The sequence below is a fragment of the Zeimonas arvi genome (assembly GCF_008039575.1).
Lineage (GTDB): Bacteria > Pseudomonadota > Gammaproteobacteria > Burkholderiales > Burkholderiaceae_E > Zeimonas > Zeimonas arvi.
Genome location: NZ_VDUY01000001.1, coordinates 86156 through 100698, shown reverse-complemented (window position 1 = coordinate 100698; position 14543 = coordinate 86156). Strand labels below are relative to the sequence as shown.

The window sequence follows — 14543 nt, the reverse complement described above, 5'->3', positions numbered from 1 at the left end:
CTTCGAGAACGACAGGGAGACATCGACCATGACCCAATGCAATCGCGTCAGAACGGCAGTCGAGCGCGCGAGCCGGCGCGTGGCGCTGGCGGCGCTCGGCTGCCGCGCCGCCGCGGCCTGCGCGCTGATCGCGCTCGCGTCGATCGGCGTCGCGCCGGTCGCCCAGGCCCAGGGCTGGAAGCCGACCCAGCCGGTGCTCTACACGATCCCGGCAGGGCCGGGCGGCGCGCTCGACCAATCGGTGCGCATGATCAAGAACATCGCCGAGAAGCGCGGCCTGATCGACCAGCCGATCATCATCGAGAACAAGCCGGGCGGCGCCGGCCGGATCGCGATGGCGCCGCTCGAGCAGCACCCGGGCGATCCGCACTACCTGACGGTGATCACCTACTCGCTGCTCACCAACAACATCATCGGGCACGTGCCGTTCGGGCCGGCCGAGGTGACCCCGCTCGCGATGCTGTTCGGCGAGTTCGTGACCATCGCGGTCGCGAAGGATTCGCCGGTCAAGGACGCGATGGATCTGGTCGCGCGGCTGAGGAAGGACCCGACCAGCCTGTCGCTCGGCGTGGCCACCTCGCTCGGCAACCACATCCACGTCGGCGCGGCCAAGCCGCTGAAGGCCGCGGGCGTGGACATCGGCAAGATGACGGTGGTGCCGTACAAGTCGTCGCAGGAGTCGCTGACCAACCTGCTGGGCGGCCACCTCGACGTGATGGCATCCACCACGCCCAACGTCCTGGCCCAGATGAACGCCGGCAAGATCCGGGTGCTGGCCATTGCCTCGGCCGAGCGGCTGAAGGGTCCGTTCGCGAACGTGCCGACCTGGCGAGAGCTGGGCGTGAACGCCACGTACAACAGCGCGCAGGGCGTGATGACCTCGAAGGGCGTGCCGGCCGCCGCGGTCGCGTACTGGGAGGACCTGTTCCGCAAGGTCACCGACGACCCCGAGTGGAAGGCCTTCGTAGAGTCGCGCCAGTGGGCCGAGCGCTATCGCAACGCCGCCGATACCCGGGCCGAGCTCGAGAACGCCTACGCGGAGACTCGCGAGGTGCTGACCGACCTGGGCCTCGCCAAGCGCTGAAGGGCTGAGTCGACATGACGAAACGCAATTCGGGACCCTTGTCGGGCTACCGGGTCATCGAGCTCTGCTCGACGATCGCGGGGCCGGTGTGCGCCCGCCTGATGGCGGACTTCGGCGCGGAGGTGATCAAGGTCGAGCCGCCCGAGGGCGACGCGGCGCGCAACATGGGTCTGCAGGACCACGGCGAGTCGTTGTACTGCGCCAGCATGCTGCGGAACAAGCGGACGGTCTGCATCGACATGAAGACCGACGAGGGGAAGGCGCTCGTGCGCGAGCTGGCCCGCTCGGCCGATTTCCTGATCGAGAATTTCCGGCCCGGCACGCTCGAGCGGCTGGGGCTGGGCTACGACGAACTGAGCCGCGACAATCCGGGCCTGATCATGGTCCGGATCAGCGGCTACGGGCAGGACGGGCCCTACAGTCACCTGCCCGGTTACGGCGCCATCTGCGAGGCGGTGGCAGGCGTGCGGCACCTGACCGGCGATCCCGATCGCCCGCCCGCCCGGGTGGCGCTGGCGGTCACCGATTACCTGACCGCCGTCTACGCTGCCTTCGGCGCGATGCTCGCGCTCGAGCAGCGGCACCGAAGCGGCAAGGGGCAGGTGGTCGATGCCGCGTTGTACGAGACCGCGTTCTCGATGATGGAGAGCTACGTGCCGGCCTTTCCGCGGCTGGGCGTGGTGCCGAAGCGGCAGGGGCCGCGGCTGATGAACACCGCGCCCAACAGCCTCTATCGCAGCCGCGACGACAGCTACGTGCTGATCGCCGCCAACAACGACGCGATCTTCGGCAGGCTGGCCGCCGCGATGGGGCACGCCGAGTGGGCTGCCGACGAGCGCTACGCCACCCAGATCGAGCGCGGCAAGCGGGTCGACGAGATGGATGCGATGGTCGAGGCGTGGACCTCGCAGCACGACGCGGCCGAGATCGTGGCCCGGATGCAGGAGGCGGGCGTGCCGGTGGCCAAGGTCTACACGATCGCCGACATCTTCGCCGACCCGCACTTCGCGGCGCGCGGAATGCTCGCCAAGGTGCCGCACCCCAGGCTCGGCGAGGTGGTCCTGCCGGGCATCGTGCCCAGGCTCAGCGAGACCCCGGGCGAGATCCGCGAGGCGGGGCACCTGCTGGGCGCCGACACCGACTCGGTGCTCGCCGAGACCCTCGGTCTGGGCGAGGAAAGGATCGCAGCGCTCCGGCAGGCGGGCGTGGTCCGATGACTGCGGCCGGCTTGCCGTCCCTGCACAAGGGGCGGTTCGGCGCCAGCCGGCTGGTCCGGTGGTGCGCGGCCCAGCAGAACTGGGACCGCATCCACTTCGACCTGCCGTTCGCCCGGGCGTCCGGGTTGCGCGAGCGCGTCGTCAACGGCGCCCTGAAGCAGCACCTCCTGGTGCAGTTCCTCGAGCGGGCCTTCGGCGAGCACGCCTGGATCTGGCGGCTGGACTTCACCTTCGCCTCGCCCGACTGGGTCGGCGAGCACCTCGAGGTACGCGGCCGCGTGGACCGATCGGAGGTGCGCGGCGAGTTCCGCCTGCTCGAGGTCGAGCTCGAGGTCTTCAACCTGGACCAGCAGGCCGCCGGCACCCGGGGGCGGGCGGTGGTGCTGCAGGGCCTCGACGGCCGTCCCTTGCAGGACTTGCCGGCGCTCGAGCTGCCCGAGGCCTCGATGCTCGACTGCAGCATCGCGGACCCGGGCGACGCAGGGGTGCCTGCCGGAATCCGGCAGCGGATCGGCACGGTCGTCGATGCCGCCGAATCGGCCTATCCGCTGGACCTGAGCCGCCTGCGCCTGTTCGCGGAGGCGGTCGGCGACTGCCTGCCGCATCAGTTCGATCCGGTGGCCGGGCGCCAGAGCGCGTACGGATGCGTGGTCGCGCCGCCCTTGTTTCCGATCCACGCCATCGAGCTGCCGCCGGGCAGCCGCCCGCTCGACCCCTCGGACCGGGCGACCGGGCGCGAGGGGTCGAGCGAGATCGGCCGCGGCCTCGCCGCCCGCCTCGGCGTGGCGACCGGACCCGTGCTCAACGGCGGCAGCTCGGTGGAGGTGCACTCGTTGCTGGCGGTGGGCGAGCGCGTGCGCGCGGAGAGCCGCCTTGCCAGCGCGAAGAGCCGCGAAAGCCGGCGCGCCGGCCGCCTGCTGATCCTCGAAGCGCTCAACGAGTATCGCGTCGCCGGCTCCGGGAGATTGCTGCTGCGAGAGCGGAGCACGGGCATCCATCCCGGGCAAGTGAGCGGCGATTCGCCGAAGGGCGCGGCGTAGATGAGCGCGCGAGACCTCGCGAGCCGAGTGCGCGGCCTGGCACCGGGCGTCCTGACCGCGGTCACGATCGCGCTGGCCGCCAGCTTCCTGGCCCAGCGCTACGATGGCCCGCAACTGCTGTTCGCGCTGCTGTTCGGCATGGCGTTCAACTTCGCCGCCGAAGGGCCGCGCGTGAAGGCGGGGATCGACTTCGCCTCGAAGAAGATCCTGCGGTTCGGCGTGGCGCTGCTGGGTGCGCGGATCGGCCTGGAGCAGATCGCGGCCCTCGGCTTGATGCCCGCGGCCATCGTCGTGATCGCGGTCGCCGGAACGATCCTCTTCGGCTGGCTGCTGGCGCGCCTGCTCGGGCGCAAGGCGGCGGACGGCCTGCTGACCGGCGGCGCGGTCGCGATCTGCGGCGCGTCGGCGGCGCTGGCGATCTCGGCGGTGCTTCCCCAAGGCAAGGATCACCAGCGCTTCACGCTGCTCACCGTGGTGGGCGTCACCACGCTGTCCACGGTGGCGATGGTGCTCTACCCGCTGCTGGCCGAGTCGCTGGCGCTGGACGCGCGCGGCGCGGCGGTCTTCCTGGGCGGATCGATCCACGACGTGGCCCAGGTGGTCGGCGCCGGGTTCATGATTTCGCCCGAGGTGGGGGACGGCGCCACGCTGGTCAAGCTGATGCGGGTGGCGCTGCTTGTGCCGGTGGTGGTGATCTTCTCGCAGGTCTATCGCAACGTGCACGACGCACATGCGGATCCGGGAGCCCCGGCCGCCGCCCGCCCGCCCTTGCTGCCCGGTTTCCTGGTGGCATTCATCGCGCTGGTGGTGCTCAACAGCGTGGGCGTCGTCCCGAAAGCGGTGGCCACGGGGCTCGGCGACCTGTCGCGCTGGTGCCTGGTGGTGGCGATTGCCGCCCTGGGGGTGAAGACCTCCTTCCGACAGTTGGCCGAACTCGGCTGGCAGCCGGTGGTGATGATCGTCGGCGAGACGCTGTTCATCGCCGCAGTGGTGCTGGGCGGCGTGGCGCTGCTGCGCTGACCGACGACGGGGCAGGCATGGCGGTCGTGGGCGCCGGCGCCAGCAGAACCGACAACGAGGAGGAGGTGAAGATGGAAGACAGACGAGGAAACAGGCGGCGGGCACTCGCCCGCCTCGGCGCGGTCCCCGCGCTGGCTGCGGGCGCGAGCCTGGCCGCCAGGGCGACCGGCACGCAGGCCGGCAACCTGCCGCCCGACACGCCGCAGTGGATGAAGGAGCAGGGCAGGACCTTCCTGAGCCCGCCCTACGGCCTGCCGTCGCCCCACGTGAAGGACGTGGCGCGCGTGCTGCCTTCGGCGCCCGCGGCATTCCCGACCGCGACCCGCACGCCGCTCCACAGGTTGCACGGCACGATCACGCCGAACGGACTGTTCTTCGAGCGTCATCACGCCGGGGTGCCGATGATCGACCCCGACCAGCACCGGCTGATGATCCACGGCCTCGTCGCGCGCCCGCTGCTGCTCACGATGAATGACCTGATGCGCTACCCGGCCGTGTCGCGCACCTGCTTTCTCGAGTGCTCGGGAAACAGCCTGTCGCAATGGCGCGCGCCGGCCGGCAAGACCGCTCAGGAGATCCACGGCCTGCTGAGCTGCGCCGAGTGGACCGGCGTGATGCTGTCCACGATCCTCGACGACGTGGGCATCAAGCCCCAGGGCCGCTGGCTGCTGGCCGAAGGCGCCGACGCCGCGGCGATGACGCGCAGCGTCCCGATCGAGTTGGCGCTCGACGATGCAATGCTCGTCTATAGCCAGAACGGCGAGATGCTTCGCCCGGAGCAGGGCTATCCCTTGCGTCTGCTGCTGCCCGGCATCGAGGGGAACCTGAGCATCAAGTGGCTCAGGCGGCTGAAGGTGGGTGCTGAGCCCTTCCACACGCGCGAGGAGACCTCCAAGTACACCGACCTGCAGCGCGACGGCACGGCCCTGCAGTTCACCCTGATGATGGATGCGAAGTCGGTGATCCTGTCGCCCTCGGGCGGGCAGACGCTGCGCGAAAAGGGCTTCCACGAGATCAGCGGCATCGCCTGGTCGGGACGCGGCAAGATCCGCAGCGTGGACGTGTCGATGGACGGCGGACGCAGCTGGCGCGAGGCGCGCCTGCAGGAGCCGGTGCTCAGCAAGTCGATCACCCGCTTTCGCCTGCCCTGGGAGTGGGACGGCTCGCCCACGATCCTCCAGAGCCGGGCGGTGGACGAGTCGGGCTACGTGCAGCCCACGCGGCAGCGGCTGATCGATGAGCGCGGGTCGAACACCTTCTACCACTACAACGGAATCCAGAGCTGGAAGATCGGCGCCAACGGGGAGGTCACGAATGTCCACGCGTGAAGGTTTCATCGGCGCCACGATCGTCGCGGCCGTCCTCCTGGCCGGTTGCGCGGGCACTGGCCAGCACATCGCGGCGAACGGCGGCAAGCCCTTCGGCATCGGCCGAGCCCCCAGCGCGGAGGAACTGCGCGGCTGGGACATCGACGTGAGCCCCGACGGCACCGGCCTGCCCGCCGGCTCGGGCACCGTGGCGCAGGGCAAGGCGATCTACGCGCAGAAGTGCGCGGCCTGTCACGGCGCGAACGGAGAGGGCAAGCCGGCCGACCGGTTGGTGGGCGGCAAGGGCACGCTCGCCACCGACAAGCCGGTGCGTACGGTCGGCAGCTACTGGCCCTACGCCCCCACGCTGTTCGACTACGTGCGCCGAGCCATGCCGCACGACCAGCCGCAATCGCTGAGCGCCAACGAGGTCTACGCGCTGGCCGCCTGGCTGCTGCACGCCAACGGTATCGTGAGCGCCGACGCGACGATGGACGCGCGCAGCCTGCCGGCGGTGCGCATGCCGAACCGCGACGGTTTCAGGCCCGGCCCGATGAAGGCGGATTTCATCGCCGAGCGATGCATGACCGACTGCAAGTGAACCCATGTTCAAGAAAATCCTGATCGCCAACCGCGGGGCGGTGGCGCGCCGCGTCAACCGTGCCGCGCGCGGCCTGGGTGTGAAGACGGTGGCGGTGTACTCCGAGGCCGACGCGGCGTTGCCCCACGTGCGGGAGGCCGACGAGGCCCACGCGATCGGGCCGGCGCCCGCGGCGGCAAGCTACCTAGACATCGGTGCGCTGCTCGAGGCTGCGCGCCGCAGCGGAGCCGACGCGGTGCACCCGGGCTACGGCTTCCTCTCGGAGAAGTCCGAGTTCGCGCAGGCGGTGCGCGACGCCGGGCTCGCCTTCATCGGGCCGAGTCCGCGCTGGCTCGACGCGATGGGCCACAAGACGCGCGCCAAGGTGCTGATGAAGGCGCACGGCATGCCGATGTGCCCGAGCAGCGAGGTTCTGTCGGGCAGCGCGGAGGAACGCGTGGCCCGCGCGGCTGCGGTGGGCTTTCCGCTGCTGGTCAAGCCCGCTGCCGGCGGTGGCGGCATCGGCATGCTGGCGGCGCACGACGAGGCGTCGCTGGCCTCCGCGATCGAGCGCGCCGGCTCGCTCGCCGCGCGCAGCTTCGGCAACGGCGAGCTCTACGTGGAGCGCCTCCTGCAGCAGCCGCGCCACGTGGAGTTCCAGCTGCTGGCTGATCGCCACGGCAGTGCGATGCACCTGTACGAGCGCGACTGCTCGGTGCAGCGTCGCCACCAGAAGGTGATCGAGGAAGCGGGCGCGCCGGGCCTGGCCGGGCCCACCGCCGACGCGATGGCCGATCGCGCCACCGCGATCATGCAGGGTCTGGGCTACGACAACATCGGCACGGTCGAGACGCTGTACGAGCCCGAGGTCGGCTTCAGCTTCCTCGAAATGAACACGCGGCTGCAGGTGGAGCACGGCGTGACCGAGGAGATCACCGGGGTCGACATCGTCGCCTCGCAGATCCGGCTCGCGTACGGCGAGCGCCTGTCCGACGTGATCCCGATGCAGCTGCCGCGCAATGGACATGCGATCCAGTTGCGCGTCTACGCCGAGGATCCGCTGCGATTCATCCCGTCGCCCGGTCCGCTGGAAGTCTTCCGGCCGCCCGAGATGGCGGGCGTGCGGATCGAGAGCGGCTTTGCAGAGGGAGACCGGGTCACGCCGTACTACGATCCGATGATCGCCAAGCTGATCGTGCATGCGGCGGACCGGCCCGCGGCAATCCGCAAGGCACTCGAGGCGGTGCGCGCGTTCCGGATCGAGGGCCTGAAGACCAATCTGCCTTTCCTGGCCGCGGTGTTGGAGAGCCCGGAGTTCGCGGCAGGGGCCGTGCACACCGGGCTCGCGGCCGTGGTCACGCAGCGGATGCGCGCGGCGGTCTAGGCAAGAGTCGTCGAACGACGCGGAGGAACGGTGCCGTCCAGGCCTCAGCCGGGCACCGGGAATCCGTAGAGTTCGCAGGCGTTGTCGACGAGGATGCGCTTCCGGAGCCCGACGTCCGGTACCCAGTCCTCCATCAATTGCAGCAACGCGATGTAACGCGGGATGGGGCCCGGGAAGTTCACGTGAGGCCAGTCCGATCCCCAGACCAATCGCTCGGGTGCATGATCGACGAGGGCGCGGGCCATCTCACCGACATCGCGATACGGCGGGCCGGGTTCGGCCGATAGTCTCATCGGCGCGGACAGCTTGACCCAGACGTTGCCGCGGTCGAGAAGGCGCAGCAGGGCAGCGAAGGATTTGCTCGACACGGCGCCGGTCGCGGGGATTCTGGCCATGTGGTCGATGACCACGCGCCCGGGCAAGTCTGAGAGCAGGCCTTCGAGTTCCAGGATCTGGTCATGCTCGATATGCACCTGTGCGTGCCAGCCCAAGGCGGCAATCCGCCTGACCAACGCCAGGTCGATCTTCATGCCGGGTTGCGCCGATCCGGTGTAGGAGAAACGGATTCCCCGTACGCCGATTCGATCCCAGTTGGCCAACTGCTGGTCCGTCGGCAGTGCGAGCGGCGGCGTGAGCACGCCACGGAAACGATCCGGATGTTCGCACAGGGCATCGAGCGTTCGCCTGTTGTCGCGGCCACTGGCGACGGCATGTACGATGACGGCCCGCGAAATCCCTGCCGCCTTCTGCAGCGAAAGGAACTCTTCTGGCGTTGCATCCGGCACGGCATAGGCCGCCTGCGGCGCGACCGGATACCTGTCCAATGGGCCATAGAGGTGCACGTGCGAGTCGCAGGCACCTGCCGGCACTTCGGAGGGCGTCATCGAGCGCTTCCTTTTTCCGGTGCAGCGCCGGTTTGCCTGATGAGCGTTCCGTAACGCTCGTATTCCTGCCTCACGAAGGCCTCGAACTCGGATGCCGGCAAATAGCCCTGCGGAACGAGGAGTGTATTCAGGATCTTCAGGAACTCGGGGGATCTGGATGCCTGTGCGCAGGCGTCGGAGAGCTTCGCGACCATTGCTGGCGAGGTTCCCTTTGGCGCGATGAGCCCGCCCCAGCCGGCCGAGGACAGGGGAATACCTTGTTCCTTGAAAGTAGGGACGTCGGGCAATGCCGGGTTGCGCGCTTCCTCGAGGATTCCGAGTGCTCTCAGCTTCGATGACATCCGCGAGAAGGTCTGGACGCCGGCGATCCACCCGGTGATGTCCCCCGAAAGCGCGAGTGTCAACGCCTCGGAGTCACCCTTGGTCGGGACGTGCACCCATTCGTAGCCGCCCAGTTGACCCAGTTCGACCGCCGCGAGGTGAGGCAGAGACCCGATCCCTGTCGACGAGAGCGTGATCTTGCCGGAGTTCTTCCGGCCATACTCGATGAAGTCTTTCAGCGTGCGAAGCGGCGAATCGAGGGGAACGGCCAGAACCTGCGGAGTCACATGCGTTCGGCAGACGTAGTCGAAAGAGTCGATGTCGTACTGCAACTGCGTCATGTGCGGTTGCGTGGTGAGCGGGCCTACCGTGGTGATGCCCAGCGTGTATCCATCCGGCGTTGCCCTGGCGACTTTCGCTGTTCCCAGAGTCCCACCCGCGCCTGGTTGGTTCGATATGACCAGCGGGACGCCGAGGCGGGCCTGCATGTCATTCTGCAGGGCCCGGGCGATCGGGTCGACGCTGCCACCCGGCGGGAATGGCACGATGATCTGGATCGGTTTGTCCGGATACTGTGCTGCTGCCGCGCCTGCGACAAGCAGCGAAGCCACTGCCAGCAGCGATTTTCGAATCAGCGTGTTCATCCAGGTCTCCTCTCGTGCGCTTTGATCACTTCATTCCTTCCGCTCGCGCTATCGCTGAGTCGGCCGATTTGCCTCGAGTACCTCGTAGGCGTCCTCGATCCAATCGCAGAGGACCGAACGGGTCTCCCGGGGATCGATGATGTCCAGGATTCCGAACTTCTCCGCAGTGCGAAACGGTGATCCGATGCGGTGGTAATAGGCCTCGAGTTCCTGGCGTCGGGCCTCTGGATCGTCCGCTGCCGTGATCTCGCTGCGGTATGCCGCGGCGACGCCTCCTTCGATCGGTATCGATCCCCAGCGTGCGGAGGGCCAGGCCATCCGATGATTGAGCTGGGGGAAGTACTTCGGCGCGTGAAGTCCGCCAGCCATTCCGAACGCCCGTCTCAGGATCATCGACATCCACGGCACGCGTATCGTTTCGAGCGTCATCATCACGCGCACGGCACCAAGCAAGGTGCCCTGCAATTCTGCCTCCGGACCGGTGGCATTGCCGGGTTGATCCACCAGGTTGATGACCGGCAGGCCGAAGGTGTCGCAGAGCTTCACGTGGCGCTCGGTCTTCCAGGCCGAGGCGAGCGTCATCGCGCCTCCGGCGACCCTGGGATCGCTGCACAGGACGCCCACCGGATAGCCGTCCAGCCGGGCGAGCGCGGTGATCACCGACCCACCCTGGTATCGACCGATCTCGAAGATCGATCCTTCGTCGAACACCGACGCAAGAATGCGGCGGGCATCGAACACCTTGCGGCGATCCTTCGGGATGGCGTTCTTGAGCCAATCGTCGGCCCTGTCCGGCGCATCGCTGCATGCAGTGCGGGTGGGCAGTCTTGCGGCATTGCGAGGAAGGTAGGACAGGAATCGGCGCACCTGGGCAAGCGCGTCCTCCTCCGAGCTTGCCTCGTTGTGCACGAGCGCGCTGCGCCGATGGACCGTATAGCCGCCCAGATCGTTCTTGTCGATGCTGACGCCATAGGCTTGCTTGACGACTGGCGGGCCTGCGGCGAATACCTGAGCCTGGTCACGCACCATCACCGAGAAGTGCGACATGAGCACCTTTATCGCCCCGAGACCGGCGCACGATCCGAGCGCCACGCCAACGACAGGAACGGTGCGCAGGAGTTCGACGACCGGCCAGTTCGGGTACCCCGGGATCTTGCTGCTGCCCTGCTGCTCCAGCAGCTTGACGCTGCCGCCCGCTGTGTCGACCAGGCGGACGAGCGGCATCTTGAGGGTCAATGCCATGCGCTCCGCATAGACCCACTTGTCCGAGATCGTGGCTTCCGAGGATCCCGCCCGCAGCGAATAGTCGTCGGCCGACACGACGACCTTCCGTCCTTCGATCCGCCCGTTGCCGATGATTGCATTGACGGGGCTGATGCCCTGGAAGAATCCCTCGGCGTCGTACCGCCCTTTGCCTGCAACTCGCCCCATCTCGCGGAAGCTGCCCGGGTCGAGCAGAGCGGCGATGCGTTCCCGCGCGTTCATGCGACCCTGCGCCCTCATCTTCGCGAGTGCTTCCTCGCCCCCCATTGCCGCGGCTTCGGCCCGCCGCACTGCGAGCTCCTGGAGTTCCTCGGCCCATTCGCCATCGGCCGAGAAGGTCCGAGGCGCATTCCCTGCGGATTCGGCCGATTCGGCCGGCATGTCGGCCTCGGTGCTGGGATACCTGCCTGCGTGTGACACGGAAGGGCTCCTTCGTGAGTTGAGCGATTCGACTGCGAGGCTCTGCCCGGATTCAGGCCGAACCGGCCACCCGCTTGGCGACCAGATCGTCGATTTCCTGCCGGGTCACACCGAGCCTGGACAGGACTTCGCAGGTGTCGGCGCCGATGTCGTGTCCGGTGTGCCGGATCGAACCCGGTGTTCGCGAGAGCTTGGGCACCACCCCGACCTGCGTGGTGTGCCCCAGGGCGGGATGCGGGACCGACACGAGCATGTCGCGGGCCGCGAAGTGCGGGTCCTCGTAGATGTCGGCGATCGTGTAGACGCGGGAGGTCGGCACCTCGGCCTCTCGCAATCGCGCTTCCAGCGACTGCGCATCGAGCGTGGAAGTCCACGCCGCAATGATCGCGTCGAGCGCGCGCATGTTGTCTGGGCGCCCCCGGGCTTGAATCGACGCGAAGCGTGCGTCCGCCAGCAGTTCGGGCTGATCCATGAGCGCGACCAGGCGGGCAAAGATCGCGTTGCTGTTGGCCGCAATGAGGATCCAGCCCCCTTCGGAAGTCGGATAGAGACTGTTCGGCGCCATCGTGGGCAGGTTCGGTCCGACCCGGGCAGGGACGAAGCCGGTCTTCTCGTAGGCAGGCACGTAGGATTCCATCTGCGAGAAAGCGGTCTCGTAGAGCGCCACGTCGACCACTTGTCCTTTCCCGCTCCCGGTGCGCTCGTGGATCGCCATCACGGCTCCGAGGGCCGCATACACGGCGGTGAGGTAATCGGTCGTTGCGAGCGCCACCCGCGCCGGCGGGCGATCAGGGTCGCCCGTCATGTGCCGCACGCCGCCAAAGGCCTCGCAGATCGCGCCGTAGCCAGGGCGTTGCGCATAGGGCCCGGTTTGCCCGTAGCCGCTGATGCGGACCATGACGAGTCCGGGATTCGCCTCGGACAAGCGGTCGAATCCGAGACCGAGTCGTTCCATCACGCCCGGACGATTGTTCTCCACGAGGATGTCCGCGTGTCGTATCAACTCGAAGGCCAGTCGACTGCCTTCGGGAGACTTGAGGTCCAGTGCGACCGATTTCTTGTTGCGCAGGATCGTGGCGGCGTAGAGGGATACGTCCTGGAAGTGCTTGCCCATCTGCCGGACGCCATCGCCTTCGAGCGGCTCGATCTTCGTCACGTCCGCGCCGAAATCCGCAAGGAGTCGCGCGCATGCCGGCCCCGCGATCGTATTGCAGATCTCGACGACTCTCAGTCCCGACAGGGGTCCGTGCGTTTCTGGTGTCCGCTCGTCGTCCATTTCTCGCATGACCGTTCAGTGCCTCCGAAGGCGTCGGGTTGACGCTCATGACGGACTCTAGGTACGCGTCGGGCAATCTGTAAAATTGGTTTCTCTGATCAATTAATCCAAAAAACCGATGAATCTATCGACCCGGCAACTTCGCGCGTTTCTGCTGCTCGCTCAGCTGCGAAATTTCACCCGAGCGGCTGAGGCGATCCATCTGTCACAGCCCGCTTTCAGTGCGATGATCGGCGCTCTGGAAGAGAGCGTCGGCGCGAGGCTCTTCTTCAGGGACACGCGAAACGTCGAGCTCACCACCGAGGGCCGGGTCTTCGAGGCGTCAGCTCGTCGTGTCTTGCAGGAGTTCGAGTCGGCGCTGAACGACGTACGCGACCATGTCGAGCGCCGACGCGGCCGAGTCTCGGTCGCGGTGCTTCCCTCCCTCGCGGCGGGCTGGCTCCCGCCATTGCTGGCGGAATTCAATTGCACCTATCCTGGCATTCGGCTCGAGGTGGCCGACGTTCTGTCAGAGCGAGGCATCGCCCGCGTGCGCAGTGGGCGGGCCGATTTTTGCATCGCCACGGTATCGGTCGATGACAGCGAGCTCCAGTCGTCGGCATACTGCACGGATCGCTTCCACCTGGTTTGCCGTCACGATCACCGGCTGGCGTCGACATCGCGAATCAGGGTGAAGGACCTCGCCGAGGAGAGGCTGATCTATCAGGTCAGGAACAGCATCGTCAGCCGTTACCTCGAAACTGCGCTTCGTCCATATCAGGCCAATGCTGTCATGGAGGTCGAACAGCTACCGACGGTGATCGGGATGGTGCGCGCGGGGCTTGGCGTCACCGCGATCCCGGAGTTCAATCTCTACGATTTTCACCACCCGGATCTCGTTCACCGTGAGCTGAGGTTCAAGGGCCTGGTCCGGCGCGTGTTCATCGTCCGGCCGCGCGGTCGCCCGTTCTCGTTCGCGGCGCAAGCCTTGTACGACCTTCTGATCGCCAGGCCGCCCGCCTCGAGCGTGAATCGCGACATCGAGGGCAGGCGCGTGAGCGGGCGAGCGCCGGTATCACGACGGGCTTGAGAGGTCTGTCGAGCGCACCACGCGATCCCAGACGCTCTCCTGCGGTCCGGCAAGCACCCGCGCGCCGATCGCCTCGAAGCAGGCCGCGGCGCCGCCGTGCTCGCTGCGCCACTGCCACATCCGGCGGGTGAGGCGCTGCAGCGCGTATTCCTCGGTGAATCCGATCGCGCCATGCACCGCGTGCGCGGCCGCGGCGACCTCGCCGGCGTACTCGCTCGCCAGGCCCTTGGCGGTGGCCACGCGATCCGGCGAGTCGGGCGGGCCGTCGCCGGCCCAGGCCAGCATCGCGGCCGCGGCGACCAACGCCGAGTGCTCGGCCATTACCGCGATCCGGTGCTGCACCGCCTGCTGGCGGCCGATGGGCTTTCCGAACTGCACGCGATCGTTCGCGTAGCCGATCGTGAGCTCGCGCGCGGCGCGCATCGCGCCAGCGATCTGCGCGGCGCGCGTGGCCGAGGCGAGCAGGGCGGTGGCGATGCCCGCCGGGCAGTCGAGCACGGCGAGCGGCTCGGCTGCCGCGAAGGTCCAGGCCGCGCGAGGCTCGACGCCGAAGCCGCGGATGGACACCGTGGCGGGGCGGGGGAGCACGACGATGCCGTCGGAGAGGGGCGCGACAACCACGTCGGCCGCTGCGCCCCAGGGCACGCCCTGCACCGTGCCGCTCACGCGCGCGGCGCTGGCAGATCGGTCGAGCGTGAGCGCATCGCCGTCCAGGTTCCCTGCCAGCACCGTGAACGCCGGCAGGCCCTGGATCCGGCCGGCGACCAGCGACCGCGCCAGGATCGCGTCGGCCACCGGCGCCTCGGGCGCCTTCGCGCCAAGCAGCATAAAGAGCCGCGCGGCGTCGGCCCAGGCCATCGGCGGCTCGCCGTCCTCGGAGACCAGCAGGTCGAGCATGCCGGCCTCGTGCAGTTGCGCGAGCAGCGCTCGCGGGGCATCGGCGGCCTGCGTGGCATCCGTGCCTGACCCGAGTTTGCCGCCCGCGTCATCCAGCATCCGCGCCAGGCTGTCCTCGATCATTGCGTACATGGTCG

The 14543-nt window shown here is 68.2% G+C and carries 13 protein-coding genes; 8 read left to right on the top strand and 5 right to left on the bottom strand.

Features of this window, described 5'->3' with window-relative positions:
• The first annotated feature begins 28 nt into the window (after positions 1–28).
• From FHP08_RS00455 to FHP08_RS00425, 7 genes are all read left to right on the top strand, one after another.
• Positions 29–1084 (top strand): tripartite tricarboxylate transporter substrate binding protein, encoded by a 1056-nt coding sequence (locus tag FHP08_RS00455; protein ID WP_147702347.1) that lies wholly within the window; start codon positions 29–31, stop codon positions 1082–1084.
• A 14-nt stretch (positions 1085–1098) separates the two neighbouring features.
• Positions 1099–2301 carry a CaiB/BaiF CoA transferase family protein gene (locus FHP08_RS00450; RefSeq protein ID WP_147702346.1) on the top strand — a complete coding sequence of 401 codons (1203 nt, stop codon included), beginning with the start codon at positions 1099–1101 and terminating at the stop codon, positions 2299–2301.
• Complete coding sequence (locus FHP08_RS00445) at positions 2298–3341, top strand: FAS1-like dehydratase domain-containing protein (protein WP_147702345.1); 1044 nt, start codon at positions 2298–2300, stop codon at positions 3339–3341. The genes FHP08_RS00450 and FHP08_RS00445 overlap by 4 nt, the downstream gene beginning before the upstream one ends.
• Positions 3342–4361, top strand: coding sequence for a YeiH family protein (locus FHP08_RS00440; protein WP_147702344.1), 1020 nt, complete (start codon positions 3342–3344; stop codon positions 4359–4361).
• 71 nt (positions 4362–4432) lie between these two features.
• Positions 4433–5689, top strand: coding sequence for a sulfite dehydrogenase (soxC, locus tag FHP08_RS00435; RefSeq protein WP_147702343.1), 1257 nt, complete (start codon positions 4433–4435; stop codon positions 5687–5689).
• Positions 5676–6269, top strand: a complete 594-nt coding sequence (locus FHP08_RS00430) for a c-type cytochrome (protein ID WP_147702342.1) — start codon at positions 5676–5678, stop codon at positions 6267–6269. Before soxC ends, FHP08_RS00430 begins: the two co-directional genes overlap by 14 nt.
• 4 nt (positions 6270–6273) lie before the next feature.
• Complete coding sequence (locus tag FHP08_RS00425) at positions 6274–7632, top strand: acetyl-CoA carboxylase biotin carboxylase subunit (protein ID WP_147702341.1); 1359 nt, start codon at positions 6274–6276, stop codon at positions 7630–7632.
• Between the two features lie 44 nt (positions 7633–7676).
• On the opposite strand, the gene FHP08_RS00420 is transcribed toward FHP08_RS00425, so the two are convergent.
• The 4 genes from FHP08_RS00420 to FHP08_RS00405 form a co-directional block, all read right to left on the bottom strand.
• A complete protein-coding gene (locus tag FHP08_RS00420) occupies positions 7677–8516 on the bottom strand; it encodes an amidohydrolase family protein (protein ID WP_147702340.1) in 840 nt (279 codons plus the stop codon).
• The gene (locus FHP08_RS00415) at positions 8513–9481 is read right to left on the bottom strand and encodes a Bug family tripartite tricarboxylate transporter substrate binding protein (RefSeq protein WP_147702339.1); all 969 of its coding nucleotides are present in this window, start codon (positions 9479–9481) and stop codon (positions 8513–8515) included. The genes FHP08_RS00420 and FHP08_RS00415 overlap by 4 nt, the downstream gene beginning before the upstream one ends.
• Before the next feature lie 48 nt (positions 9482–9529).
• On the bottom strand, positions 9530–11125 hold the full coding sequence (locus FHP08_RS00410) for an acyl-CoA carboxylase subunit beta (protein ID WP_225878976.1): 1596 nt from the start codon (positions 11123–11125) through the stop codon (positions 9530–9532).
• A gap of 91 nt (positions 11126–11216) precedes the next feature.
• Positions 11217–12440 carry a CaiB/BaiF CoA transferase family protein gene (locus FHP08_RS00405; RefSeq protein ID WP_147702338.1) on the bottom strand — a complete coding sequence of 408 codons (1224 nt, stop codon included), beginning with the start codon at positions 12438–12440 and terminating at the stop codon, positions 11217–11219.
• Positions 12441–12558: 118 nt separating this feature from the next.
• Between FHP08_RS00405 and FHP08_RS00400 the strand changes: the two genes are divergently transcribed.
• Positions 12559–13509, top strand: coding sequence for a LysR family transcriptional regulator (locus FHP08_RS00400; protein ID WP_147702337.1), 951 nt, complete (start codon positions 12559–12561; stop codon positions 13507–13509).
• Here the strand turns inward: FHP08_RS00400 and FHP08_RS00395 are convergent.
• Positions 13495–14538: an acyl-CoA dehydrogenase family protein gene (locus FHP08_RS00395; protein WP_147702336.1), complete on the bottom strand. Its 1044-nt coding sequence runs from the start codon at positions 14536–14538 to the stop codon at positions 13495–13497. The genes FHP08_RS00400 and FHP08_RS00395 overlap by 15 nt on opposite strands.
• Positions 14539–14543 lie beyond the last annotated feature (5 nt).